This window comes from Collinsella ureilytica, from assembly GCF_019795105.1.
In the GTDB taxonomy this organism is placed as follows: Bacteria; Actinomycetota; Coriobacteriia; order Coriobacteriales; family Coriobacteriaceae; genus Collinsella; species Collinsella ureilytica.
This window is the reverse complement of sequence record NZ_JAIMFO010000005.1, coordinates 1-26,166: the sequence shown is the minus strand read 5'-3', so window position 1 is coordinate 26,166 and position 26,166 is coordinate 1. Positions and strand designations below refer to the sequence as shown.

23 protein-coding genes and 1 riboswitch are annotated in these 26,166 nt (G+C 52.7%); of the genes, 20 read left to right on the top strand and 3 right to left on the bottom strand.

The genetic code is table 11. From position 1 onward, the window contains the following. Nucleotides 1-76 precede the first annotated feature (76 nt). Together K6V98_RS08840 and K6V98_RS02735 are read right to left on the bottom strand one after the other, a co-directional pair. Entirely contained in the window at nucleotides 77-607 is a 531-nt protein-coding gene (locus K6V98_RS08840) for an Rv1352/Rv1906c domain-containing protein (RefSeq protein WP_503466214.1), read from the bottom strand. 128 nt (nucleotides 608-735) lie between these two features. Further along, entirely contained in the window at nucleotides 736-1,173 is a 438-nt protein-coding gene (locus K6V98_RS02735; RefSeq protein ID WP_222199051.1) for a hypothetical protein, read from the bottom strand. Between the two features lie 373 nt (nucleotides 1,174-1,546). Next, nucleotides 1,547-1,657: riboswitch (TPP riboswitch) on the top strand. Between the two features lie 66 nt (nucleotides 1,658-1,723). Between K6V98_RS02735 and K6V98_RS02730 the strand changes: the two genes are divergently transcribed. The 19 genes from K6V98_RS02730 to K6V98_RS02640 all read left to right on the top strand — a co-directional run bounded on the left by K6V98_RS02730 (nucleotide 1,724) and on the right by K6V98_RS02640 (nucleotide 24,542). Beyond that, on the top strand, nucleotides 1,724-2,035 hold the full coding sequence (locus tag K6V98_RS02730) for a thiamine-binding protein (RefSeq protein WP_222199050.1): 312 nt from the start codon (nucleotides 1,724-1,726) through the stop codon (nucleotides 2,033-2,035). Beyond that, nucleotides 2,016-3,044, top strand: a complete 1,029-nt coding sequence (locus tag K6V98_RS08670) for an ABC transporter permease (protein WP_306792720.1) — start codon at nucleotides 2,016-2,018, stop codon at nucleotides 3,042-3,044. The genes K6V98_RS02730 and K6V98_RS08670 overlap by 20 nt, the downstream gene beginning before the upstream one ends. Nucleotides 3,045-3,083: 39 nt before the next feature. Then, nucleotides 3,084-4,139 carry an ABC transporter substrate-binding protein gene (locus tag K6V98_RS02720; RefSeq protein WP_222199049.1) on the top strand — a complete coding sequence of 352 codons (1,056 nt, stop codon included), beginning with the start codon at nucleotides 3,084-3,086 and terminating at the stop codon, nucleotides 4,137-4,139. 8 nt (nucleotides 4,140-4,147) lie between these two features. Continuing rightward, the gene (locus tag K6V98_RS02715; protein WP_222199048.1) at nucleotides 4,148-4,921 is read left to right on the top strand and encodes an ABC transporter ATP-binding protein; all 774 of its coding nucleotides are present in this window, start codon (nucleotides 4,148-4,150) and stop codon (nucleotides 4,919-4,921) included. A gap of 374 nt (nucleotides 4,922-5,295) precedes the next feature. Further along, the gene (locus K6V98_RS02710; protein ID WP_306792719.1) at nucleotides 5,296-5,529 is read left to right on the top strand and encodes a FeoA family protein; all 234 of its coding nucleotides are present in this window, start codon (nucleotides 5,296-5,298) and stop codon (nucleotides 5,527-5,529) included. Between the two features lie 141 nt (nucleotides 5,530-5,670). Then, complete coding sequence (locus tag K6V98_RS02705) at nucleotides 5,671-5,892, top strand: FeoA family protein (protein ID WP_222199047.1); 222 nt, start codon at nucleotides 5,671-5,673, stop codon at nucleotides 5,890-5,892. A gap of 148 nt (nucleotides 5,893-6,040) precedes the next feature. Then, complete coding sequence (gene feoB, locus K6V98_RS02700; RefSeq protein WP_222199046.1) at nucleotides 6,041-8,593, top strand: ferrous iron transporter B; 2,553 nt, start codon at nucleotides 6,041-6,043, stop codon at nucleotides 8,591-8,593. Nucleotides 8,594-8,768: 175 nt separating this feature from the next. Beyond that, nucleotides 8,769-8,966, top strand: a complete 198-nt coding sequence (locus K6V98_RS02695; RefSeq protein WP_222199045.1) for a hypothetical protein — start codon at nucleotides 8,769-8,771, stop codon at nucleotides 8,964-8,966. Nucleotides 8,967-9,243: 277 nt separating this feature from the next. Next, nucleotides 9,244-10,584 (top strand): glutamine synthetase family protein, encoded by a 1,341-nt coding sequence (locus K6V98_RS02690; protein WP_222199044.1) that lies wholly within the window; start codon nucleotides 9,244-9,246, stop codon nucleotides 10,582-10,584. A 117-nt stretch (nucleotides 10,585-10,701) separates the two neighbouring features. Beyond that, on the top strand, nucleotides 10,702-11,364 hold the full coding sequence (locus tag K6V98_RS02685; protein WP_222199043.1) for a winged helix-turn-helix transcriptional regulator: 663 nt from the start codon (nucleotides 10,702-10,704) through the stop codon (nucleotides 11,362-11,364). Between the two features lie 457 nt (nucleotides 11,365-11,821). Further along, the gene (locus K6V98_RS02680) at nucleotides 11,822-13,318 is read left to right on the top strand and encodes a S1C family serine protease (RefSeq protein WP_222199042.1); all 1,497 of its coding nucleotides are present in this window, start codon (nucleotides 11,822-11,824) and stop codon (nucleotides 13,316-13,318) included. A gap of 294 nt (nucleotides 13,319-13,612) precedes the next feature. Beyond that, on the top strand, nucleotides 13,613-14,947 hold the full coding sequence (rsxC, locus tag K6V98_RS02675) for an electron transport complex subunit RsxC (protein WP_222199041.1): 1,335 nt from the start codon (nucleotides 13,613-13,615) through the stop codon (nucleotides 14,945-14,947). Between the two features lie 5 nt (nucleotides 14,948-14,952). After that, complete coding sequence (locus K6V98_RS02670; RefSeq protein ID WP_222199040.1) at nucleotides 14,953-15,885, top strand: RnfABCDGE type electron transport complex subunit D; 933 nt, start codon at nucleotides 14,953-14,955, stop codon at nucleotides 15,883-15,885. Then, nucleotides 15,872-16,471, top strand: coding sequence for an RnfABCDGE type electron transport complex subunit G (locus K6V98_RS02665; RefSeq protein WP_306792718.1), 600 nt, complete (start codon nucleotides 15,872-15,874; stop codon nucleotides 16,469-16,471). The genes K6V98_RS02670 and K6V98_RS02665 overlap by 14 nt, the downstream gene beginning before the upstream one ends. 1 nt (nucleotide 16,472) lies before the next feature. Next, nucleotides 16,473-17,141, top strand: a complete 669-nt coding sequence (locus K6V98_RS02660; RefSeq protein WP_222199039.1) for an Rnf-Nqr domain containing protein — start codon at nucleotides 16,473-16,475, stop codon at nucleotides 17,139-17,141. Beyond that, complete coding sequence (locus K6V98_RS02655) at nucleotides 17,138-17,740, top strand: Rnf-Nqr domain containing protein (RefSeq protein ID WP_222199038.1); 603 nt, start codon at nucleotides 17,138-17,140, stop codon at nucleotides 17,738-17,740. The genes K6V98_RS02660 and K6V98_RS02655 overlap by 4 nt, the downstream gene beginning before the upstream one ends. Before the next feature lie 361 nt (nucleotides 17,741-18,101). Continuing rightward, nucleotides 18,102-20,519: an NAD-dependent DNA ligase LigA gene (gene ligA / locus K6V98_RS02650; RefSeq protein WP_306792717.1), complete on the top strand. Its 2,418-nt coding sequence runs from the start codon at nucleotides 18,102-18,104 to the stop codon at nucleotides 20,517-20,519. A gap of 116 nt (nucleotides 20,520-20,635) precedes the next feature. Then, a complete protein-coding gene (locus K6V98_RS02645; protein WP_306792716.1) occupies nucleotides 20,636-22,666 on the top strand; it encodes an ABC transporter ATP-binding protein in 2,031 nt (676 codons plus the stop codon). A gap of 1 nt (nucleotide 22,667) precedes the next feature. Next, nucleotides 22,668-24,542, top strand: a complete 1,875-nt coding sequence (locus K6V98_RS02640) for an ABC transporter ATP-binding protein (protein ID WP_306792744.1) — start codon at nucleotides 22,668-22,670, stop codon at nucleotides 24,540-24,542. A gap of 38 nt (nucleotides 24,543-24,580) precedes the next feature. Here the strand turns inward: K6V98_RS02640 and yihA are convergent, their stop codons facing one another. Continuing rightward, nucleotides 24,581-25,180: a ribosome biogenesis GTP-binding protein YihA/YsxC gene (yihA, locus tag K6V98_RS02635; protein ID WP_222199036.1), complete on the bottom strand. Its 600-nt coding sequence runs from the start codon at nucleotides 25,178-25,180 to the stop codon at nucleotides 24,581-24,583. Between the two features lie 308 nt (nucleotides 25,181-25,488). Here yihA and K6V98_RS02630 point away from each other — a divergent pair, with 308 nt between their 5' ends. Further along, on the top strand, nucleotides 25,489-25,818 hold the full coding sequence (locus K6V98_RS02630) for a hypothetical protein (RefSeq protein WP_222199035.1): 330 nt from the start codon (nucleotides 25,489-25,491) through the stop codon (nucleotides 25,816-25,818). Nucleotides 25,819-26,166 lie beyond the last annotated feature (348 nt).

Genomic DNA, 26,166 nt, shown 5'->3' with positions numbered 1-26,166 from the left:
AGCACATGCCCTCAAAGCCTTGCTCTGAGGGCATGGTATTCAAGGTGCGGACAAGATGGGTGAGCACTGGAAGGGATTAAGAACCAATTGAGGCGCGCGCAATTTCGAGGTATTGCCCATCAGCAACGGATACAAAGCTATTTCCTTCAAAATTATCATTATTAATGATGTTGCCGTAAGTCTCGTTTGCATCGACTGTACCTAAAACAGCGTAATAGCCTAAGTCACCTGATGACGTGATGTTGTACTCCCCAGCAGGAATATCCAGACCAACCTTATATATGCCCTCGCCGCTCAATTTCTTTGTAGGTGTGGCATCAGCAATGGCAACAAAGGTCGATCCGCGTACCTCGAGCAGTTGTCCTTCAGATACGGCTACATAGGAGCATGTAGTGAAATTGCCATTTGTAAGGATATTCGTCTTAGTAGTATCAGGATAAACGCAGAAGTAAGCATGGCTGCCCGTAGACGTTAGCTTATATTCGCCAGCACCGATATCTTGCCCAACGCGATACGAGCCGGATTTATATGTTTTTACATTTGGCTTAGTCTCTGTTTTTTGAGCTTTTTGCTGACCCTCATTGGCAGAGCCTTCTTGGCCTGAGATATAGACAGGCTCCTGGGCGTTCTTGATGGTAAAGGATTCGACAACCTTTTTCAGATCACTCTCAGCTCGTTTGTAGTCAGACCCCGCTGCGAGTGCGTATGTGCCTACAGAGTAGTTGCCTGAGATAGCTAGGCGAGCAAACCCCTTGGCCTTTTTTCTTCAGGGAGACTCATCGTGGTTTGGAAGATATGAGCCTTTGTTTTGCTAATAGTCTCCCAGTTGGTGTCCAGTGTGGAGTCTGAGCTGTTCCAAAACTCGATTACCTCTTCGTCGCTTGAAAATGCTGTCATAGGACTGACCATAAGGCCCAGTTGAATCAGGCCATCAAAGGTATCAGGTGTGATAGTGATATTTCCTGAATCTGATTTTTCCACCCTCCAGGTACTTGGAACCGTGAGGGTGGTTTTTGCTTCATCCTTTTCAAACGTGACGACCTTTGTTTTCGCCCCGTTACCCTCGGCAGCGGTAGAAGATCCCGCTGACGGAGCTTTTGCACATCCAGTGAGTAGTACGCATAGGGAGAGCATGATTGATACAACGGCACCCCAAAGTTTTCTGGCCTTCATAGCGATCCTTTCCTTGAAGATATAATGCCGGCATAATTAAGGTAAGCCCTCGCGCGGACATGGGTTTTTTACTGTCTCTTTCGTTGCCAAAATCAATGCAGCATAAAAGACCTTTTTTCTATGACAGAACACATTTGTTACATGGGGGCAGAAGAAGACACTGGAGTTTTATTTTTTTTCGCTCAGGGTTTTTAAGGGCTTACGAGCGTGATAAAACCGTTTTACTCGACAGCGTCTAACTGTATATGCAGCCTGCCATACTCTTGTTCAACATGCTTACGTGTGCCTTCACCGTGTCCTTGTGCCCGAGCATGTTCTTGTGCCGCATGTCTCACTTGTGTGCTCGTTGCACGCCCACCCCGGCGCGCTATACTGTGCCTATACGGGGAGCTGGGTGTGACCTGGCTGAGAGGAGAGCTCAAGCTCTCGACCCTAGAACCTGATCCGGATAATGCCGGCGTAGGGACAGTGGATCCTCTGCCATCTGAGAGCCCCTACGAGACGAGGGGCTCTTTTGCGTTTATGGCGCAAATGCCCGGGGAGGAGAGAGATGCAAGCAAGTGTTGCAATTCAGGTACTGCCACAGGGGGTGGAGGGAACAGACGAGGTAATTCGTGTCGTAGACGCGGTTATTGCGTATATCATGTCTGAGTTTCCCGATGCCTACGTGAGCCCGTTTGAAACGGTGATTGAAGGCGACTATGACCACTGCATGCGTGTAGTGGCTCAAGCGAATCATATTGCTGTTGATGCCGGGGCAAACGGCGTGGCAACGTACGTCAAGATCTTCTTTTCGCCCAGCAAAGGCGTGCTTACGGTTGAGCAGAAGATCGGAAAGTACCATGAAAACGACGCTCAATAACGACGCGCCTAAGCTTGCGAGTGCTTTGCCGAAACAGCAGAATGCAGCAGCTGAAACAGGGCGGGTGCATACTCACACCGCGCAAGCAACAGCCGTGAAGGCTGCGCAGGCACCAGACGGGCAACCTACGGGTACAGGTACTCAAGCCATACGCGCAGCTGCTCAAGTTGAGAGCGCGTCCCCGAAAGCGATAGCTGCGAAGGCTGCGCATCCACCATTAGCACGCATATCCGCCCTGTCCGCGCGCCGGCAGGATCCCTATGTTCTAGCAGCTCCCATTGCCATTATCGCGCTCATCGGCATCTGGCAAGCAGCATGTTCGCTTGGTTTGGTGCCACCCTTTATGCTGCCAAGCCCCATTTCTGTGGTAGGCGCCTTGGTGGGAGACTATGAGCTTTTGCTCCATCATGCTATGACGACGCTTGTAGAGGCAGGAATTGGTCTTTGCGCTGGCGTTTCTCTTGGCTTTGTTGCTGCCATTGCTATGGATCACTTTGAGGTGCTCTACCGAGCGCTGAACCCCTTAATTGTGCTCACACAAACCGTGCCAACGGTGGCAATTGCCCCACTTTTAGTGCTCTGGTTTGGCTATGGCATGCTGCCAAAAATCGTGCTGATTGTAATTTCTACCTTCTTTCCCATTACGGTGGGATTGCTTGGCGGTATGCGCTCGGTTGATTCCGATGAGATTGATCTCATGAGATCTATGGGGGCAAGTGAGTTCGAGATTTTGCGCCATGTGAAGCTGCCTGCGGCTTTACCCCAGTTCTTCTCTGGTCTCAAGATCTCTGCTGCCTATGCACTGGTTGGAGCAGTTATTGCTGAGTGGTTGGGTGGCTTTTCGGGGCTTGGTGTATATATGACACGCGTGCGCAAGGCCTATGCCTTTGATCGCATGTTTGCAGTCATCATTTTAATTTCTGCCTTAAGCCTTGTTTTGATGCGTGGCGTTGAAATACTACGCCGGCTTGCGATTCCGTGGGAGCGTGTGCGCAGGTGTGAGCGATAAGAAAAAAGTGCCGGTTGAACCGGCAACGAGGAGGTATGTATGAAACGGGTACGTATGATGAGTCGCCGGGGCTTTCTGGTAGCGGGGCTTGCTGCTACTGGAATGGTAGCCTCATCAGGTCTTGCGGGCTGTGGTTTTAAGCCACAAAAGGGTGTTGGTTCAAATTCAGCCTCTGGGAATGCAGATCCTGAGCTTAAAATGATTACCTTTGCTCTTGATTGGACTCCAAACACGAATCACACGGGTTTGTATGTAGCGCGAGAGCGTGGTTATTACCGCGAGGCTGGCCTTGATGTTGAGATTGTTCAGGCTCCCGAGAATGGTGCAGATGCGCTTGTGGCATCGGGAGACGCGCAGTTTGGCGTGAGTTTTCAGGACAGTATGGCTGGCTATGTGTCAGGTGATGCTCAACTGCCAGTGAGCGCAGTAGCAGCTATTATTCAGCACAATACCTCAGGCATTATTAGTCTGGCAGATCGCGGTATCACCAGCCCCGCCAAGATGATGGATCACACCTATGCAACTTGGGAGATGCTAATCGAGCAGGGCATTATTAAGCGCTGCGTTGAGGCCGATGGCGGAGTGTATGATCGGGTCAAGCTCATTCCTTCAACGGTTACGGATGAGGTTTCTGCCCTGAGTTCTGGTGAGGTTGATAGCATTTGGATCTTCTGGGGCTGGGCGGGTGAGAAGTGCAAGCTTGCTGGCCTTGATACCTCGTATTTCTCATTTGAGAGTGTGGACAAGGTCTTTGACTATTACACGCCAGTTATTATTGCGAACAATATGCTCATCAAAGATGATCCAAAGACCGTGCAAGCTTTTATGGATGCAACACGTCGGGGCTATGAGGATTGTATTCAAGATCCCGATGCTGCTGCAGAGATCCTGCTTAAGGCAGCTCCTGAGCTTGAGCGGGAGCTGGTAGTTGCTTCTCAGCACTATCTTGCCGAGCAATATCGCGCCGATGCTCCGGTATGGGGGCTTTTGGATCAGAAGCGCTGGGATGCCTTCTATGCCTGGGTGTCTGAGCAAGGGTTTGCTCCAACCATCGCTGCGGGCGCTGGCATGACCGACGCATTTATTACGGCATAAGGAGAGCTATGTCGCAGCTTGAGGTTCAGCACGTGAGTCAGACCCTTGGTGGTGTGAATATCATCGAGGATATCTGCATTACCGTTCAAGCAGGCAGTATCGCTTGCTTGTTAGGACCTTCAGGCTGCGGAAAAACGACCTTGTTTCATATTATTGCCGGGCTTGCCACGCCCTATCAGGGCACCATCGTCCTTGATGGCAAAGAGATTACGGGCACGCCCGGTAAACTTGCCTATATGCTTCAAAAGGATCTGCTGTTAGCCCATAAAACCATTCTTGCAAATGTGGCTTTGCCCCTGCTTTTGCGCGGGGTACCCAAGTGCGAGGCATATGAGCATGCCAGGAGTCTCTTTGGTGTCTTTGGGCTTGAAGGAACAGATCAACGCTGGCCATCGGAGTTATCGGGAGGCATGCGCCAGCGTGTAGCACTGCTCAGGAGCTATCTGTTTAATAATGATTTTATGCTGCTAGATGAGCCTTTTTCCGCCTTGGATGCCTTTACGAAAGCCGATATGCACCGCTGGTTTTTACAGGTTGCAGAAGAGCTTGGAACCACCGCACTGGTAGTTACTCACGATATTGATGAAGCGGTGTTGCTGTCTGATCGTATGTATGTGATGAGAGGAGCACCGCAGCGCGGCATCCCAACGTGCATTGCCGGTGAGGTTGAGATTGCTCATCCGCGAAGCGATCGCAAAGATTTTGGATTGAGCGAAGATTTCATACTTGCTAAGCGTTCTGTTATGGAGCTCTTGCGGGCAGACCAAGATGATGCGCGCTGAGAAGAACACTCGTGGGCGCTTGCGTGATTACGGCGAACCGCCCGCGTTGTGATGCGCGCTGAGAAGAATGCTCTTAGGCGCTTCTGCAATCAGCGCGACCGCTCGTGCACCAATTAGATGGCATGCGGCAGCAGCTACGCCTTGCTACACAATTGTTACCATTTGGATACTTCAATACGCTCATAAGGCGCATGCCCTGCGAGGTTTTTGAAAATAATGATAAGCACACCCTTCACAGGAACCTCAGAACGTGTTAGTTTACAATTTCGAACATAGAAGAGGCTAACTCTTCCTCAGTAAAGCAAAAGCAACTGAGATCGAATGGGAGGTTCTTTTATGTTTCGGTTGATCGGGTATGACGATGGGTGGCGATCATGACCTCAGGTATGCCGGCAATGCCGCTGTCGCTTGTTCGAGCAGGCGATACAGTGACCGTTTCAAAGGTTCGCGGCAATACAGATTTGCGGCGGCACCTGCAGGAGCTCGGCTTTGTAGAGGGCTCTGAGGTACATGTAGTGACGTCGAGCGGAAGCAATATCATCGTTATGGTGAAGGGCGCTCGGTTTGGACTCGATGTCAAGGTTGCCCAGTATGTCATGTGTGAATAAGGGAGCAGAGCGACCGCCTTATGTAGGCGCGCCAGCTTGTGAGTGCTACGTAGTCAGCTACGTACTCAGGCGTATCTGCTCCTCAATTCGAAGGCTCGATTGGCCACATTGTCACTGAGTGTGAGGGGAAAGGGGGAAGCAATGTTGACAATGAGCGATGTCGCCGTGGGAGATTCTTCTACCATCGTCAAGCTGCACGGAACAGGTCCGCTCCGTCGCCATCTTATGGATCTCGGGCTCATCAAAGGAACGCCGTTCAAGGTCGTGAAGGTAGCGCCGTTGGGCGATCCGATCGAGATCACGGTGCGCGGCTATCAGCTCTCCATCCGCAAGGAGGAGGCAGCTATCGTCGAGGTCGGATAAGCCGATTAAGACAGCCTAGGCAGAGCTGCACTTGCCATACGTATGAGCACGTACTGCGCTTAGGAGCGTTTGTATCCGTGCTGGTTTTCGTACCAAGCGCATCTCGGCAACTATGCCCGGTTTCAAAGCCTCATGGAAGAAGGATTGCATGGCAGCTACTCAGCTCCATATCGCGCTTGCGGGAAACCCCAATTGCGGTAAAACAACATTGTTCAATTTGATTACTGGCCAGAATGGCTACGTGGGTAACTGGCCTGGTGTTACGGTCGAAAAGAAGGAAGCTAAGCTCAGCTCCGACAAAAACGTGACCATCACCGACCTGCCCGGAATTTATTCCCTGTCCCCGTACAGCCCCGAGGAGCGCGTATCTCGCGATTACCTGATGAGTGGTGAGCCTGATGCGGTGATTCAGCTTTTGGATGCCACCAACCTTGAGCGGAATCTCTATTTGGCGCTCCAGGTTATTGAGACGGGTCTTCCGGTTGTAGTAGCACTCAACATGGCAGATTTGGTTGAGCGCTCAGGAGATAAGATTGATACGGCAGCGCTTTCCCGTTCTTTGGGATGCCCGGTCGTCATGATTTCGGCCCTCAAAAATACAGGAATTGACGAGCTGTTTTCTCAGGTACGCTCTGTGGTATCTGCTCAAGCAAAAAAGCCTGCACACCATTTTGACTCGGCTATTGAAGATGTGCTCGATCAGCTTGAGGCGCTTTTGCCCTCCTCAGTGCCGGTGGAGAAGCGCCGCTACTATGCGGTAAAGCTCTTTGAGCGCGATGAGCAGGCACAGCGCCTGCTGCAGCTTGATAGCAAGACGATTGAGAATATCGAAGAGATTGTTGCTGCTTGCGAGCGGGATTGCGAGGACGACGCTGAGTCCATTATCACGGGCGAGCGCTATGCAGTCATTGCTCATATTATTGATGAGTGCCTGCGCCGTGCCCCTTCTCAGATGAGCACCTCAGAAAAGATTGACCGCGTGGTGACGAACCGTATTTTGGGTCTTCCTATCTTTGCGGCCATTATGTTTGCTGTGTACTTCTTGGCTATTTCTACCTTTGGTACCTCGGCTACAGACTTTACGAACGATCAGATTTTTGATGCAGGCTGGTTTGTGCTTGGTCAAGGCCGTGAGGCCTACGATGAGGCAGCTGAAAACTACGGCGAGGCACAAGCGCAAATTGATGCCTTTATTGAGGCTGCCGATGAGCGCGGGGTAGATACCGCTGCCTTTACTGAGGCAAAAGATGCTGAGGATGCCGATGCTGCCGCTGCGGCGGTAAAAACCATCGCTGCTGATCCGCAAGCTGCCTCCATCAATACAACGACTGAGTATCAGCCAGAGGATGAGGATGCAGAGCCAGTTGAGCTTGCAGTTAGTGCGAAGGCAGCTGTTGGCGCCGCTGCGGTAGAAGAGCCTGATCCGAGCGATTTTGGTCCTTTCGTACCGGGTATTCCTAGCATTGTTGAGGGCTGGCTGAAGTCTGCCGGTGCAAGTGATTTGGTCATTGGCCTGGTAAACGATGGTGCAGTTGCTGGTGTGGGAGCTGTGCTGGGCTTCATCCCGCAGATGTTTGTTCTCTTTGTCCTCCTCACCTTCCTTGAGGACTGCGGTTATATGGCTCGTGTTGCCTTTGTTATGGACCGCGTATTCCGCCGCTTTGGCCTTTCTGGTAAGTCCTTCATTCCTATGTTGGTCTCCACGGGCTGCGGTGTACCGGGTGTTCTCTCTACCAAGACCATTGAAAACGAGCGCGACCGCCGCATGACGGTTATGACTACCACCTTTATTCCTTGTGGAGCGAAGCTGCCAATTATTGCTTTGCTCATGGGTGCTTTGGTGGGAGACAATAAGGCAAACTGGATTGCTCCGCTGTTCTATTTCTTGGGTGTCATTGCTGTTATTGGTTCGGGCATCATGCTCAAAAAGACCAAGATCTTTGCTGGCCGCCCAACGCCTTTTGTTATGGAGCTTCCTTCCTACCACATGCCCTCGCCTCGTTCTTGGGTCTTGCATGTGTGGGAGCGTGTGAGCGCCTATATTAAGAAGGCCTTCACGATCATTTTTGCCTCTACCATCGTGGTGTGGTTCCTCTCCAACTTTGGTGTGTATGAGGGTGCCTTCGGCTTCTTGCCCGATCTGGCAGAGGGTGTAGACGAGTTCACCGACTTCTCGATTTTGGCCATGCTCTCAGGAGCTTTGGGCTGGATCTTTGCGCCGCTAGGCTTTGAGTCGTGGCAGGCAACTGCTATGTCGATCACGGGTCTTGTGGCAAAAGAGAACGTCATTGCAACTGCTGCTTCTATCTTGCATATCTCGGGAGCAACTGAGCATGATGCGTCGCTTTGGACGGCTTTTGGTCAGATGTTCCCCAGCGTAGGTGCAGTTGCTGCCTTTGGTGCCTTTAACCTGCTGTGCGCTCCTTGCTTTGCAGCTATGGGTACGATTCGCGCTCAGATGAACTCTGCCAAGTGGACGGCCATTGCCCTGGGTTATGAGTGCGCCTTTGCGTGGGTCATTGGTCTTATGATCAACCAGTTCTACCTGGCGGCGAACGGCGTCTTTAGCTTCTGGACGGTTGTTGCCGTTATCTTTGCAGCTCTTATTCTCTTCCAGCTCTTCCGGCCGATGCCCAAGGGCGCTTGGGGAGAGGATGAAGAGGAGCACAGTCACCTCTCGGTAGGAAAGTCCGCTGCGTAGTGTGCTCACAGGTGTATTTGTGAGAAGCTCGGGCATCGCGATGAGGTGCAAGCGAGCTGCCTCAGGCGTGTGAGCGCGTAAGCGCCCAGCATCGCTGAGGGATTGCAGGGACGCATGAAATCGGAAGGCCGTCCCATGTGGGCGGCCTTCCGAGAATTGTATGGGAGGATCGCGCATGAATCTGACCGATATCATCATCTTGAGCCTCGTGGCCGTGGCCTTTGTTGCCGTAATAATCCGTGTGCTTAAGAAGGGCTCATGTGGCGACTGCGCTCAGGGTGGTTCGTGCCGCTCGTCAAAGCACAAGGGTGGTTGCCCTGCTATGAAAGGTGTTGACGAGATTGAGCGCGAGCTTTCTAAGGGTGTTCACTAAGCGAGCTCATAGTCGAGGCCATTCCGAGCGTGTCCGCGAGCAGAGCTGGTAGCTGAAGGTGTTTCGAAGGCGCTTGCGAGTAGAGCTTATAGCCGAGGCCATTTCGAGTGTGTCCGTGAGCAGAGTGGTAGCGAAGGGCGCTTCGAGGGCGCTCGCGAACAGAGCCAGCAGCCGGGGGCTTTGCGCCGTTTGACCAAGCCGGGCAGTGCGGTAACTTGTCTGTAACACTTCTGTGGGAAAGTGTGCCCGGCATACTGTCGACACGGAAAGGTCCGCCATGGATCAGCAGCAGAACATCGACTTCGTCCTGCGCACCGTAGAAGAGCGGGGTATCCGCTTTGTGCGCCTGTGGTTTGTGGACGTCTTAGGCAGGCTTAAAAGCCTCGCCATCAGCCCTGAAGATCTTGAGATTGCCTTTGATGAAGGCATTGGCTTTGATGGATCAAGCATCGAGGGCTTCCGTTCTCCCGACGAGGCGGATATGTTGGCCTTTCCAGATCCTTCTACCTTCCAGGTACTGCCATGGCGCACCTCAAGCGACGGAGTGGCACGGGTCTTTTGCACCATTTGCACGCCTGATCGCACGCCGTTTCCTGGAGACCCGCGTGAGTGCTTGCGCAGGATGTTTGTTCGAGCAGAAAAGCTTGGCTATATCTTAAATGTAGGCGCTGACATGGAATTTTATTACTTCCCTGACGAGCGCACGCCTGAGCCGATGGACGACATGGGCTATTTCGATCTGTCTCCGCGAGATACTGCTCAAGATCTTCGCCGCACGATGATTTTGATGCTTGAGAAGATGAGTGTACCTGTTGAGTACACCTATCACAGCTCAGGTCCTTCTCAGCATGGCATTAGCCTTCGCCATGCCGAAGCCTCAACTATGTCTGACGCCATTCTTACAGCGAAGCATGTGATCCGCATGGAGGCAAACGAGAACGGTATCCATGCCTCATTTATGCCCAAGCCCATCACCGATTCTCCTTCAAGCGGGCTGTTGCTTCAGCAGTCACTCTTTAATCGTGATGGCGAGAATGTTTTTTGGGGCGCAAACGACGAGCGCTATCACCTCTCTGATCTGGCGAAAAGCTATATGGCGGGTATTTTGGAGCACGCTCCTGAGATTTCTGCCATTACCAATCCAACGGTCAATTCCTATAAGCGCCTGTTGACTGGTAAAGACAATGTGCCCGCCTATGCTACGTGGGGTCTGAGGAATCGCTCGGCTATGATTCGTGTGCCTATCTATAAGCCTGGCAAGCACCTGGCCTCCCGCATTGAGCTACGCACGCCCGATCCTATGGCTAATCCCTATCTGGTCAATGCCGTTACCCTAGCGGCTGGTCTTGATGGCATTGAGCGTAGACTGACCCTGCCCGCTGAGTGCACGAGTGAGTTACTGCGTCTTTCTCCGCAAGAACTTGCTGAGAAGGGCATTCGTCGCTTGCCAACGAGCCTTGAGGCGGCGCTGGATATTTTTGAGAGCTCAGCGTTTATGCGCGATGCCTTAGGCGAGCACATCCACAGTTATTTCTTGAAGAAAAAGCGGGAAGAGTGGCGGCGGTATGCGTCAACGGTTTCTGATTGGGAAATCAGGCACTACCTTGCTAATTCTTAAGCGTGGCTGAGACGGTTTTTTGCTTGCAAACGTGTCTTTCAGTAGCCAAGGGATCAGTTGTGCTGCACATGCAGCCTCGATTCTTGCTATCATCCTGAACCGATGAGGGAGGCGGCGATGTCAGTGAAGCGCGTGCTATTTATGGCGCGGACCACCAGGCTCCATGAGTTTGTTTTATCGCTTACTCAAAGCGTTGGCTTGGAGGTTTCTGCCGCCACGCCTGATTCGCCGGGGGCGTCGAGTGAGTTTGATCTCCTCGTGTTGGATGCAGATGGCGTTCGCAACGATCGCCTTGAGCAGATTTCTACATGGCTTGATGGCCGGGGTAATATCCCTATGTTGCTCATCGTAGCAACGGAGGCCTTGGCGGATTTGCGACTTCCCGCTCATGCTCGCCTTGATTTTATTTGTGCGGAATCGAGTACGTCAGAGCTTGAGCTGAGAGTAAGGCGCTTGCTTGGCGAGAGCGACCCATTCATGGCAAAAGATGTGGTAACGGTTGATTCGATGACCATCAACCTTGCTACCTATCAGGTCTATCTTGATGGTGAGCCTGTTGATTTGACGCTGATGGAGTACTCGCTCCTTTCATTTTTGGTTACACACCCCAATCGAACTTTTAGCCGAGAAGTTTTGCTTCACCGCGTGTGGGGTTTTGAGTATTGCGGCGGAACGCGTACGGTTGACGTGCATATTCGGCGTATTCGTTCAAAGGTGGGGCCTACGATCGCGGCTCATATTACGACGGTGCGCGGAGTTGGCTACCTCTTTAAGGAGTAGCGTGTCTTTGAACAGGGGCTTTGAGCAGGGGCTTTGAGCAGCGCGTGAGCCGTTGACTCGAGATTGTCTGCGTGCGGCGCCTTGCTTACTATTTGGCGTGACCCTTGAACGTGTGAGCAACTTCAATAGCTACTCGTTTATGAGCAATATACGCGTTGCTGTTGCGGTGTCTGTGTCGGAGCGTATGCTCGGGACACGATGCAGCTGCATTTTAAGATCCGCTGTGAAGACCAGGCTTCTAACAGGGTGCACACCCAAGCGCCCTGCAAAAGCGTTCTGAGGTCTGCCTCGGGTGCTACCTGGCTGCAGCTATAGGTTGAGCTCTTTTGTGCGTATGTATTGAGTATCTGCTGTGGAGTCCCTCAGTAGTTAGGGCATTGTAGATGCTTCGTATCCGGCATCGGGGTACAACAGGTTGCATGCAATTATCGATCATTGCTTGTGAGAAGGGATCGACATGAACGAGGAAAACACCTCTCAGCGTCCGAGCGTAACGGGATCTGTTACGCCGCACGTTGAGGTTGAAACAACACCTCAAACTCCTCAAGCTCCTGAAGTCGCTCGGGGATCTGAGTATAGGGCGGACTCTGGTGCTCCCGCACCACCTCCGGTTAGTCCTGCTGCTGCGGGCTCGAGCAGTGCATCAAAGCCTGCAGTCTTTGTTTCTGATGATGCCCAGCCTGAGCAGGTAGCAGGCTCAGAGACGGTGCACCATACGGTGGTAAAAACTCGAGCGAAAAAACTTCCAGTCTTTATCGCGGCACTTTCTGGTCTGTTGGTCGGTGCGGTCTTGGTTATTGCCCTGCTCATGTCGGGTGCCTTTCGGCTTGCAGGGGGCGACTTGAAGTCAACCGGTACGGTTCCGTCTTTAGGCTCCCCGCAACAAATTGAGATCAAGCCTGAGGATACGAGCTTGGCAGAGGCTGTGGCTACTAAGGCCTTGCCTTCGGTGGTCTCCATTAGCTCAGTTACTGAGCCAGATCCCACCAAGGGTGAGCGTGGCGGCATCAAGGCAAGTGTGGGTTCGGGTGTGGTGATTGACGCTCAGGGCAATATTCTTACCAACTACCACGTTATTGAGGGCGTTACGAGCTTTACGGTGACCTTTAATAATGGGGAGACCCGCGAGGCAGAGATTGTAGGCTCTGACCCCTCAAGTGACTTGGCAGTGGTTCGGGTGAAAGACGCTCAAAATCTGGATCTGGTTCCTATTAATTTAGGTGATTCGGATGGCTTGAAGGTTGGCCAGTGGGTGATGGCAATTGGTAACCCCTTTGGTAACGAGCAGTCGGTGTCTACCGGTATCGTAAGTGCTCTGTATCGCTCTACAGCCTTGCCGAATGCATCGGGTACGAGCATTTACGCAAATCTGATTCAGACTGATGCGGCAATTAATCCGGGCAATTCTGGTGGCGCTCTGGTAAACGCAAAGGGCGATCTGATTGGAATTAACTCAGTAATTGAGAGTCCTTCTGGATCGAGCGCAGGCGTGGGCTTTGCCATTCCTATCAACTATGCAAAAAATATTGCAAGCCAGATTATCGAGGGCAAGGTTCCGGTGCATCCCTATTTAGGAGTCAAGCTTTCTACGGTGAACGCCCTAACTGGTACCAGCTCTGAGGCCATTGGTGCTCAAGTGATGTCTGTTGAGCCGGACGGTCCTGCTGCTGCAGCTGGTCTTAAACGCGGCGATGTGATTACTGCTGTAGACGATGCCAGTGTGAACTCTGCCGACGGCTTGATCATTGCGCTGCGGGAGCGTGCGGTTGGGGATAAGGTGAAGCTCACAGTTTTCAGACAGGGCAAAATTGAGGATCTTGAGGTTACTCTCGGATCTGATGAGGCCTTGAGGAATCGCGAGCAAGACCAGGATGCGCCCGAGCAAGGTGATGCTGGCAATGGCATGCAGGAGCAGGAATTCTTGCGCTATCTGGAGCGATTGCTCGGTCGCTAAGCCAGCAATTCGCCATGCATCGTGCCCGGTACAGCAAGCTTGACCAGGTTCAGCACAGGTCTGCGCGCTGCATACGCACTTCGTGATCTGCAGCTTCGAGATGTGTGCTGTTCCTGATAAGCACCTCTCATAGGGACAGATACAACAAGCCCGGTAGGCAGTACGCCGCCGGGCTTGTTGCGTTTTCAAACACCCCATACCCCTCAAAACACGCTAAGATAAACAGAAAGCGCATATGGGCACGACGATCGCCGTCGCCAGCTCAGCTGCACCAAGCGTGGTGGAAGGGGAGATATGTTCACGCTTCATACAACGAGAGGTGGTGTGCATCCGCCTCAATATAAAGACATGCGCGATCATGCGTGTAGGTTCATTGAGCAACCAAAGCGTGTGCGCATTCCTATGAACATGCATATTGGTGCTCCGTGTAAGCCAGTTGTTGCGCCTCAAGATCACGTATACGTAGGCACGCTTATTGGCGATGGTGAGGGGTTATATGCTCCTGTTCACGCAAGCGTTTCTGGCACGGTAGAGGCCGTGGTAGAAGAGGTCTTGCCAACGGGAGTTTCCTCATATGTGGTCGAGATTGCATCTGATGGCAAACACGAGGCAGATCCTCATCTAGAGATTCCTACGTATACAACTCAGGATGAGTTTATTGACTGTGTGCGCGCTTCGGGCATTGTAGGTCTTGGTGGCGCTGCCTTTCCTACCTGGTTTAAGATGCAAGCTCCCAAGGGCAAGCGTTTTGAGGCTGTAGTTATTAACGGTATGGAGTGCGAGCCTTATATTACGAGTGATTTCCGCCAGATGATGGAGCACGGAGACTTAGTCATTGCAGGTGCTGCGCGTATTGCTCGTGCGCTTTCTATTCCTGAGGTGGCCATTGGTATTGAGGATAATAAGCCTGAAGCCATCCAGCATTTGCAGAAGATCGTGGTAGAGCAGGGCTTGAGTGAGCTCATTGAGGTACTCTCGATTCCCACCAAATACCCCGCTGGCGGAGAAAAGGTACTCATCCATGCCACAACGGGAAGAGATGTTCCTGCCGGAGGTCTCCCGGTGGATGTGGGCTGCTTGGTTATGAATGTGACCACCGTTGCTCGCGTGGAGTACTTCTTCCAAACCGGTCGCCCGCTTGTGTACAAGGTGATGACGATCGCGGGAGACTGCGTTAAGAACCCGGGTAACTATCTTGTGCCGCTTGGTATGAGTGTGCATGAGATTATTGACGGCGTTGGTGGTTTTGACCGCGAGCCAAGAAAAATCATCATGGGCGGCCCGATGATGGGCCGCACGATTGATGATATTGAGTGCCCAGTCATTAAGGCAAACAATGCCATTTTGTTCTTCCATGATCAGGCTATCCTGCCAGATGAAACGCCTTGCATCCGCTGTGGTCGCTGCGTTTTAGCCTGCCCTTTGGGGCTCATGCCTTTCGCGCTTGATGGGGCGGCTCGTCGCTCAGATACCGCTGCCCTAGATGAGTTTGCAGTCATGAACTGTATGGAATGCGGATCATGCGTCTTTTCTTGCCCGGCACATCGCCGGATTGTGGCAAGCATCCGTGAGGGTAAGGACTGGCTTCGCTCAGAAACTGCCCGCCTGACCAAGCCAAAGGAGGCGTAAAGCGTATGAATCTCATTACCGAGGCGTCGCCGCATATTCACGGCCGCGCTACTACGAGCAAAATTATGGGCTGTGTGCTCGTGTCGTTGCTGCCCACCCTCATAGCTGCAACCGTTCTCTTTGGCTTGAATGTTCCCTTGCTGGTGCTCACCTATGCTTTGGTAGCCATTGCCGCTGAGCATCTTTGTTGCAAGCTCATGAAGCGTCCCTCCACCGCAGGAGATTTATCCTGTGTGGTAACCGCAGTGCTTTTAGCCTTCAGCCTGCCTGCTACCTGCCCGCTTTGGGTGGGAGCCCTCGGCACGGTTTTTGCTATCGTGTGTGCCAAGATGCTTTTTGGTGGCATTGGCAATAATTTTGCAAACCCTGCTGTTGCTGGCCGCATCTTTATCATGGTGGCGCTGCCGAGCGCTCTCGCTTTTTATCCCCAGGTTGTGTTTAGTACGACCGATGCCTTAACGGGAGCTACTCCGCTTGCCGCCGCTGCTTCGGGTTCTGCCTCGTATAGCGTGATGGATCTTTTGCTCGGAGTTCATGCAGGATCGCTTGGTGAGACCTGTGTGCTCACCCTGTTCGTGGGCTACCTCTTTTTACTCGCACTTCGTATTGTAGACGCTTGGGCGACGGTTCCCTTTATTGCAGCTGTTGGAGCAATTATGGCTCTTGCAGGTCAGGATGTGGTCTTTCATTTGCTCTCGGGAGGTCTTGCGCTGGGAGCTTTTTATATGGCAACCGATTACAGCACAACGCCTATGACGCCTCGGGGCAAGATTATCTTTGGCTTGGGCTGCGGCATTATTACCGCGCTGGTGCGTCTGTTTACTTCTGCGCCAGAAGGTGTTGCCTTCTCAATTCTGTTCATGAATCTCTTTGTGCCGCTCATTGATCGCTATACGCGGCCTGCCTTGTCAGGAGGTGCTCAGCATGTCCTCGTGTAAGGGAGCGCCAGTTACCTGCTGGATTGACCGTCACAAGAACAATCCTGTCTATAACGTGGCACTTATGCTCATCGTCGTCTTTGCGCTGGCTGGCATTACAACGGCTGTTCATACGGGGCTCAAGTCTGCTTTGCAAGCATCAGATGCGACGCTTGAGGACACTCAAGGCGGGTCAGCGCGTGATCTGATCTTTCCTCAGGCAACCTTTACTCAGGTAGATATCCCCGAGATTGAAGGCTTGGAGTCAGCATGGCGCACGGATGCGGGAGACTTTGTTTTTGATGTAAAAGCAGAGGGCTACGATGGTGACGTTGAGCTGTTGATAGGCATTTCTGCTGAGGGTAAGGTGGCTGGCATTCAAATTGTTGCAGAAGATGAAACGGAAGGCATTGGCACCGAAGCGCTGACCGAAGAGTTTTTTGACAGCTTTACCGGCATGGAAGCCAAAGGCGTACTCACGATCAAAAAGCCTTCTGGATCAGAGATTCAGGTGGATGGCGTGTCTGGTGCAACCTTTACATCATCTGCGGTAGTGGATGATATCAATATTGCGTTTGAGGCCTTTGCCCAGCTGGGAGGTGAGTGAGATGGCTTTGCATCCCGATTTGGTGGCACAACAAGACCGACGTATTGCTGAGCTTGTATACTCTCGCGCTTTTCTGATTGTTGCTGGAGCCTTGCCAGGTGTTGCTGTTGCTCGCTCACTGGAGACCGGTCTTGCGATTGGCGCGGTGTCGGCGATCGCTATTGTGTCTGCAGCCCTTATCGCCCCGTGTGCCGATCGCATTGCCGGGCGCACTGCTCGTCTCGCGATCGGGCTGATGATCAATGCGGCTCTTATGGTGCTCGTTGGATTTGCTGTGCGCATTATGGTGCCAGCAATCTACCGTGATCTGGGCTTTTATCTGCCTCTTTGTGCGGCAAGTGGCATGGCATCGGTGTTTTTAGCGCAGCGTGAGTTTGTGCCTGGGCAGATCGAGCATGATCCGGATACCACCTCTCTCAACCGGCTTAGCTTTGCGGATGCGTGCATCGCTGCTCTTGGATCCCTCGTTTCTCTTGCACTTGCTGGCGCGCTTTCAGGATTGCTCGCAACGGGTGTGGTGGCAGGCATTGAGGTGCCATTCCTTATGGCAGCACCGCTTTCGATTTTTGCGAAGCCTGCGGGATCATATTTGATACTCGCGGCAATAGCTGCACTTATACAGGCAGTGTGCCCAGGCAAGACTCACGTCCAAGGAGGGGATCGCGCATGAGCGTGGTGACATCTATGATCTCTCAAGCGCTCGATAACAATCTCGTCTTTGCCCAGGTCGTCGCCATGGTGAGTGTCTATATCATATCGATGTGCCCGCAAGATACCCTGCGTTTTGGTGTCCTTTTGGGCCTTGCAACTGTAGTAACAGGCCTTGTTGGCTCAGCTTTGTATGTGGGAATTTTGGTACCGCAGGAAATGGGCTTTTTTGCTCCCGTAGTGCTCGTACTCATAAATGCTGTTCTTGCCATTGCTGGAGCGTTCGTCGTGGAGCTTCGAGGTAAAACAAAAGAGCCTGAGCAGGTGCGCCGTGAGGCGGCGTTCATTGCAGTAAATGCAGCGCTTCTTGCTGCTCCGCTCATGAATGCTGCAAGCTGTGATGCTGGCGTGGCCACACCTGAGTCGCTCATAGGAGCCTCGTTGGGTGCAGGCTTAGGTGTCTTCTTAGCCGTTGTCTTATTTGAATCGATCATGAATCGTGTCGACGCTGCCTTGGTGCCCAAGGCTATGCGGGGCTTGCCCTTGGCACTGGTTACGGCCTCTTTTTTGGCACTTGCGTTTTCTGGTGTGATCGGTATTGCATCCGGCATGCTTTCGTAAGGAGGATCGATAGATCCGTTTGTTCAAACGATTCCTTCTTTTGCAGGCGTCCTCATGCCAGCGGTTATCCCTGTTGCGATACCTGCTGAGATTCCTGCTGCGCTACGCGCCGCGATACGTGCCTTAACTGCTCGGGTATCTCGTGCTTGCAATCTTGAAAAGTAACGGCCGCATCTGCTCAGTGAGTGTGCGTATGCGCGGTGCTCGTCCTAATAGAAGAAGAGCGTGCATGAGGCTGGTATGCTAACTGGGATACGATGCGCCATGAGCGATTGCACGCGGTGCCTTGAGTGAACGTGGGAGTGCGTTGCCTCACAGGCAGGAGTTGCAATCAGCCAGGCTGGGCTTTTCAGGAGGACACATGGGCGAGCAGCAGGGGATAATGTTTGAAGATGAGCGCGAGGTAGACTCAGGCATTCGTGCCAAGCTTGAGTCGGATGCGTCAGTCAAGTCCCAGGGTGAGACAGGCTCAGGTATGCCTGCTGCGTTTGAGAAGCATCCCTTGGCCAAGGCTCAAGCCCAGCACAAGTTAGACTCAGGTACTGCGTCGGCGCAAGCGCAGCGAAACGTTCAGGAAAGCCTGTTTGATGCCCCAGCTCCGGCAAGTCCTGCAGGTGACTCTGAGGCTGATGCCAAGTATGCAGCCGCTCAGGTGCGCGCGGCAGATCTTCGCCGTCAGCTGGACTATCATGCCTATCGCTATTACGCTCTTGATGCTCCTGAGATTACTGATGCCGCTTTTGATGCGCTGCTCGCTGAGCTCCTCAATTTAGAAGTGACCTATCCCGATCTAGTGGTGCCTGAGAGCTATACCCAGCGTGTGGGGGGCTATGTTGCTGCTCAGTTTAGTCCCGTTACGCATATGGCGCGGATGTATTCCATGGATGATGCTATGGATCTTGCTGAGCTTGATGCGTGGCTTGCCCGTACTGAGGAAGCCTTAGGTGCGGGGGCGGTTACCTATACCTGCGAGCTCAAGATCGATGGTCTTGGTGTGGCGCTTACCTATCAAAATGGTTCGTTCGTACGTGCTGCCACGCGAGGTGATGGAACCACGGGCGAAGATGTAAGTCTGAACGTTCGTACGATCACGGATGTGCCTGGTCTTTTGCATGAGCCAGCCCTTGCACAGATGGGCGAAGATCGCGCGGGAACGATTGAGGTGCGCGGTGAGATCTATATGCCCAAGGCGAGCTTTTTGCGCCTGAATGAAATGGCTGATGCTGAGGGAGCCCCGCCGTTTGCCAACCCACGCAATGCTGCTGCCGGGAGCCTTCGCCAAAAAGATCCGGCCATTACTGCTCAGCGCGATCTCGCGAGCTTTATTTATGCGGCGGCAGATACAGCTCCCGTGCATGTTCGCTCACAGCATGCCTTCCTCGCTTGGTTAAAAGACGCTGGCTTTAGTGTGAATCCACAGGTGGCAACGTGCTCATCGCCAGCCGAGGTTCATGAGTTTTGTGCTCACGCCCAAGAGCACAGGGCAGACCTTCCCTATGATATTGATGGCGTGGTAGTTAAGGTTGACAGTTTTGAGCAGCAAGAACGCCTAGGTTTTACAGCGCGCGCTCCTCGCTGGGCAATCGCTTTTAAGTTTCCGCCTGAGCAGAAAAAAACGATCCTACGACAGATCCGCATCCAGGTTGGGCGAACAGGCGTGCTCACTCCCGTAGCTGAGTTTGATCCGGTAACCGTAGCAGGCTCTACCATTGCTCGTGCGACCTTGCACAACGAGGATGAGGTGCATCGCAAAGACGTTCGAGTGGGCGACACGATTGTGGTTCATAAAGCGGGCGACGTGATTCCCGAGGTGGTAGAGGTCCTTCGAGATCTGCGCCCTCAAGATGCGTTGCCGTGGAAGATGCCTGAGACTTGCCCAGCTTGCAATAACCCCGTGGTACGCGAAGACGATGAGGTGGCGTATCGCTGCATTGCGCTCGATTGTCCAGCACAGCTCAAAGAGCGTTTAATTCATTGGGCAAGTCGTGGCTGCATGGATATCGATGGTTTGGGAGTTGAGCTGGTAGATCGTCTCATTGGTGCCGATTTAGTGCATGACGTGGCAGATTTTTACCGGCTTAGCGTTCAAGATATTGCCGAGCTCGATACGGGGCGTGTCTATCAAAAAGATGATAAGAGGCGCGGAGTTTTGGCGGGAGATCCCATCCCGGTGGGCACGACCATTGCAGAAAAGATCGTGTCTGAGCTTGAGAAATCAAAGGCGCAGCCGCTCAGCCGGGTGCTGTTTGCACTTGGTATTCGGCATGTGGGCAAGCGCGTGGGCGAGCTCATTGCAGCTCGGTTCTTACATATGGAAGCCTTAGCTGCAGCAAGTGAAGATGAGATTGCTCAGATTGATGGCATCGGCCCCAAAATTGCCCAGAGCGTACGCATGTTTTTCTCGGTACCAGAGAATCTGAAAGTGTTGGAGCGTCTCAAACTGGCAGGCTTTGCACTCGCTGAGGATATACGCGCTTCAAAAACCGCTGCTATGGCAGGCGTTGATGCAGATCTCATTGAGGCGCAGCCTTTGGCAGGCCTCACCTTTGTGTTAACCGGAAGCCTTGAGCGGCGCACTCGCGATGAAGCGGGGGATGCCTTGCGAGCTCTTGGTGCAAAGGTTACCGGTTCAGTTTCTAAAAAGACAAGCTATGTGGTGGCAGGGCCTGGAGCGGGATCAAAGCTTGCAAAGGCAGAGTCTTTGGGAATTCCTGTTTTGGACGAAGATGCGCTTGAGGCCGTACTTGCACGTGGCACGCTGCCTGCTGAGGGTGAATAGTAACAGCCTTTTGTGGCCGCTGCCGGATTGAAGCGAATCAAAAGCCGCTAACTTGAGGGTCGCGTGTCGTTTGGTATGATCGAGCGCTGATCGGCGTGCGAAGCGGGTATGGGAGGATGATAAGCAAGCAGTTAGATGAGGCTGAGGAGTCGGTTATGGGTAGTGGGTTCAAATTGCTCTTAGAGCATATGAGAGGGTGTCATCGCTTTCAGGCAATCGCGGGTGTGATCGTGGTGGCTATCGAGACGTCCCTCGAGCTGTTTATTCCTGTGCTCATGGCCGGCATTATTGACCACGGTGTTGCTGCTCGAAATGAGGCTTTTATCATTCAACAAGGCCTCATCATGATTGCCCTTTCTTTGCTTGCCTTAGGTCTTGGACTTTTGTATGCACGATTTGCCTCTCGTGCAGCCATGGGCTTGGCTACCTCACTGCGTCGTTCGGTCTATGCCGCAATCCAGCAGTTTGATTTTGAGAATCTTGACCGGTATCGCACGGCTTCTTTGGTAACGAGGATGACGACCGATATTACGGTTATTCAAAATGCATTTTCTACTGGCTTTCGCCCCTGCGTGCGAGGGCCGGTTCTTTTGGTCATGGGTCTGGTATATGCCATGCTCATCAATACTGAGCTCGCCGTTGTGTTTGCAATTGTGTTGCCCGTCTTAGCCATAGCACTTGCCTTGATTGCGCGTCGGGTAGCACCACTGTATCGGCAGCTCCAAGAGGCGGTTGATAGTCTCAACGGTGTGCTCCGTGAGGATCTAACAGCGGTGCGCGCTGTTAAAGCCTATGTTCGAGAAGAGCATCAGCGTGGAATTTTTGGTCAGGCAAATGAGGGCTTAGCACGAGTCTCTACTCAAACCTTTGGTACTGCCGTGCTTAATCTTCCGCTCTTTCAGGCATCAATGTATGTAACAGCAATTTTGGTTCTGCTTTTTGGCGGCTCGATGGTGCTCGAGGGTAGGCTCGGCGTGGGACAGCTCACGGGCTTTATGAGCTACGTATTGCTGATTATGACTTCGCTCGTGATGATCTCAAACGTGTTTTTACTGCTCATGCGTGCTCTTACGAGCGTGCATCGAGTGGGAGATGTACTCGCTGAGCGTCCAATCCTTGCATGCCCTGCTCATCCCATTACTGAGGTTGCCTCCGGTTCGGTGCGCTTTGAGAATGTTTCGTTTCGTTATCAGGCAACTGCTGAAGAGGATGTGCTTGAGCAGGTGAGCTTAGATATTCCTGCAGGATCGTGGCTGGGTATCTTAGGCGGCACGGGCTCGGGAAAGACCTCGCTCGTTCAGCTGATTCCCAGGCTTTATGATGCAGCATCTGGCCGTGTGCTTGTGGGTGGCCACGATGTGCGGGACTACGATATTGCTTGCTTGCGCGATGCGGTGGGCATCGTTTTGCAGAACAATGTGCTCTTTACCGGGACGGTTCGAGAGAACTTGCTGTGGGGAAACCCTGAGGCAACCGATGAGGAGCTCTTGCATGCTTGTAAGCTGGCCTGTGCCGATGAGTTTTTGGATCGGATTGGTGGCTTGGATGGAGACCTGGGGCAGGGTGGTGCTGGTGTCTCCGGAGGTCAGCGTCAGCGTTTGTGCATTGCTCGAACCTTGGTGAAGCGACCTAAGATTCTCATCTTTGATGATGCAATGAGCGCGCTTGATATGGCAACCGATGCACAGGTTCGAACCAACCTTGCTTCTATTGAAGGCGTGACCCTGATCGTTATTGCTCAGCGTATTACCTCGATTATGGATGCAGATCATGTGGCGGTGCTCGATGATGGTCATCTGCACGCCCTCGATACGCCTGCTCGCCTGTTGGAGAGCGATCCTATCTTTAGAGAGATCCACGCCTCTCAGATGGAGTTTTGTGTCTCCGATGATGGTTCAGACTCAGAGGCCAGTCTGGCGGATGTGAAAGACGGCGCAGTGGGCGCGAAGCGTGGTGCGGAGGGCACGCATGACGCGGAGCTGGCCGCACAAGGCATCGCCACGGGTGCGAGCAGCGAAGCTCTGGGTCTGCATGATGAAGTACTGGGTGCACAAGACGCGGGGCTGAATACGAAAGAGAGCGCAGAGGGTGCACATGCCGAAGCCTTGCATGTGACCAGCAAGACGGGAGGTGAGTGCCGTGGCTAGTATGTCAGCTCGCTTACGACCAGCAAATCTTGGATCTACCATTTCGCGCTTACTCACCTATATGGGTCACGCCCGCCACTCCCTGATGGTCGTGGCAGTACTCGTTATTATTTCTGCTGTGGCAAATCTTGCCGGCACCTATATGATCAGGCCAATTGTGAACGGGCTTGCCACGGGCAGCCACGAGCTGCTCGTTGCTCAAGTTGGTCTGACTGCTCTTATTTATGCTGCCGGAGCACTTTCTGCTCTTGGTTATTCTCAGATCATGGTACGAGCAGCTCAAAAGGTTGTTTTTGATATCCGGCGTGACCTGTTTGCGCATATCCAACGTTTGCCGCTCTCGTTTTTTGATCAAACTCGCACGGGCGACATCATGAGTTATTTCACTAACGATGTGGATACGGTATCCGAAGCGCTCAATAACAGCTTTGCCAACATGGTTCAAGCAGCAATCCAGATGGTCGGGCTTACGGTGCTGCTCGTGGTTTTGGATTGGCGGATCACCCTCATTACCCTTGTTTGCGATGCCATCATTGTTTGGTATGCCCGCTTTGCAAGTAAGAAAAGCAAGCAGGCGTTTGGCAGCCAGCAGGCTATGCTTGGTGAGCTGGATGGCTATATTGAGGAGATGACATCTGGCCAGAAGGTGGTCAAGGTATATAACCGCGAGGCAGCAAACTTGGCGGGTTTTGATAAGCACAACATTTCCCTGGAGGCATCAGGCGCGAGCGCTATCGCGTTTGCTGCGTCGATGGTGCCGGTTACGGTTTGCATTGGCTATGTAAACTACGCCTTGGTGGCTGTGGTTGGCGGCATTTTGGCGGTGCGCGGCATGGCCGATGTGGGTGCAATTGCGAGCTATTTGGTTTTTGTGCGTCAAGCCGCTCAGCCAATTAATCAGTTTACTCAGTTAGGAAATTTCCTTTTGAATGCCTTGGCGGGAGCCGAGCGACTCTTTGCTGCGATGGATCTTGAACCTGAGATAGATGCGGGTAAGGTCAGGATTGAACAGGTAGGAAAGGGATTGTGGGCTTGGCGAATACCTGATGGCTATGGGGTAGGCGCTTGGGGCAAGGTCTTGCCGGTCGTATCAGGTTGTCAGGCAGCTGATGGAACCGAACTGGCGTGTAAAACGATTCCACTTTCTGGTGATGTACGACTGCACGCGGTCGATTTTGGCTATGTGGCGAATCGTCCGGTTCTAAAAGGTTTGGATTTGGTTGCTCATCCTGGTCAAAAGATTGCCTTTGTAGGTTCTACCGGAGCAGGAAAAACAACAATCACAAACCTCATAAGCAGGTTTTACGATGTTGATTCAGGCGAGATTACCTTTGACGGAATTGACGTGCGCGAAATTGCGAAGGCTGACCTGCGCTGGGCGCTTGGGATGGTGTTGCAGGATACTCATCTGTTCAGCGGCACGATTGCAGATAATATTCGCTTTGGAAAGCTCGATGCGACTGATGAGGAGGTGCGCGCGGCTGCTCGCGATGCCTGCGCGGACTCGTTTATTCGCCGCCTCCCGCAAGGATACGATACGCCGGTAACCGGAGACGGAGCTAATCTGTCTCAAGGTCAGCGCCAGCTCATCGCGATTGCACGGGTTGCGGTTGCTGATCCACCCGTGCTCATTTTGGATGAGGCTACTTCGAGTATTGATACCCGTACCGAAAAGCTCATTGAGCGCGGTATGGATAGGATCATGCGGGGCAGGACAACCTTCATCATTGCACACCGGCTGTCTACAGTTCGCGACGCCGATGCGATCATGGTGCTTGACCAGGGAAGAATCGTAGAGCGTGGAACGCACGAGGAGCTGTTAGCGTTGCACGGAGAGTATTGGGCGCTTTGCCGTGGTCTCAAGGAGCTCGATTAGTCGGTGCGTCGGGGGCATTCTGCGATGCAGAGGCCTGTTTACTCTTGGCCAAGGCAGTGCAGCTCAATGATTTCTTTCAGCTCATCAATGCCTTGACCATTGTCAGATGAGGTAATGAGGAGATCGGCCGGGCGCATCCCAAGGATGCGAGCAATAGCGGATCGCTGTTGGTCGGCTCGACCCCGAGAGAGCTTGTCTGCCTTGGTGAGGGCAATTACAAACGGGAGGCCCGACGCATTCAGATAGTCGATCATCTGGTGATCGAGAGCAGATGGTTCATGGCGAATATCGATGAGTGAAACGACGAGATTAAAGCTTCGATCAAGCTCAAAAAACTCACCGATGAGGTCTTTCCAGCGATCCCGCTCCGCCTTTGAGCGCTGCGCATAGCCATAACCTGGAAGATCCACAAAGTGAATTCCATCAGCCTCAAAGAAATTGACATTGGCTGTTTTGCCTGGCGTACTTGATACCTTCACGAGGTTTTTACGGTTAAAAAGCTTATTCATAATGCTTGACTTGCCCACGTTTGAGCGGCCGACAAAGCTGACTTCCGGGCAGGTGGAAGCAGGGATCTTGCTTGCGTCTCCATAGCTTGCAACAAAGCGTGCGAGCTGGTAGTTAATCTGTCCTGCCATGGGGCTCCTCTGTGTGGGTGGCGTGGGTTTACATGGGCTAGTACGGGTGAACGTGGACGGTTACGAGCGGGTACGGACAGTTACGGATGCTGGAAGGCGTATGCGGCACGGGGTTCGTTATGTGCCGCGAGCTTCGTTGCGCACGATCATTTTCTTTGCATGCGACTGCAAACATCGTTATTTCATTCCCATTGTAATAGGAGAACGCACTTCGTGTGAGTCATACGTGCTGGCTTTATGGCTATGTCCGCGCGGGGAGATAGGCTTGGCATACGTTGATTCCCGTGCTTGCGGAAGGAGTGCAGACGATGAGAAACTCTGCGGCGTTCAACCGGACGAAAAAATGGATTAAAAACGAGCGGGTACGCCGAGCTCGTCTCATTGAAGAAGAGCGGGCGCGCTTGAGAGAAGAGCTGTCCGAATCTCAGTGCTACGAAGATTGGGTGAGATGTCGTACCTGTCTTAATAAGCATCGTTATCGCAATGAGCAATTTGCGGCAAGCATGTGCTTCATCTACATGAAGCAATTTAAGAAGCCGCTCGATTGGTATCGCTGCCCGTATTGCGGTGGCTGGCACCTTACGTCGAAAAAGGCAACGCGAGCTATGCATGTCTTGCAAGCAGTTCAAAAGGGATAAGAGGCATGTAGGTACGGGGGCATGTATATGGTCTGTCCTAGAAGTATAAGGAAGCATAAGGTGGAAGAGCAGCGCATATCGTTCAATCGCTGCTGTTCGCCGATTTAAGGCTTGATAGAAACCAAAATGTCCCGCCAAACGCCTATAGTAATTTGGAGAAGAAAAAGGGTCTCCCGAAGAAGACCCTTCTGCTTGTCAAAAACCACCTACGTGGTGCCCGAGGGCATGTATGGCAAAGCCGTATTTTCGTTAAATACCCATTCTACCTGCGGAAACATTTATAAATATCCCTAAATATCCCTTTAGGTACCTTAGTTTTACAAAGTTGATAGAGCTTCTGCTACGCGC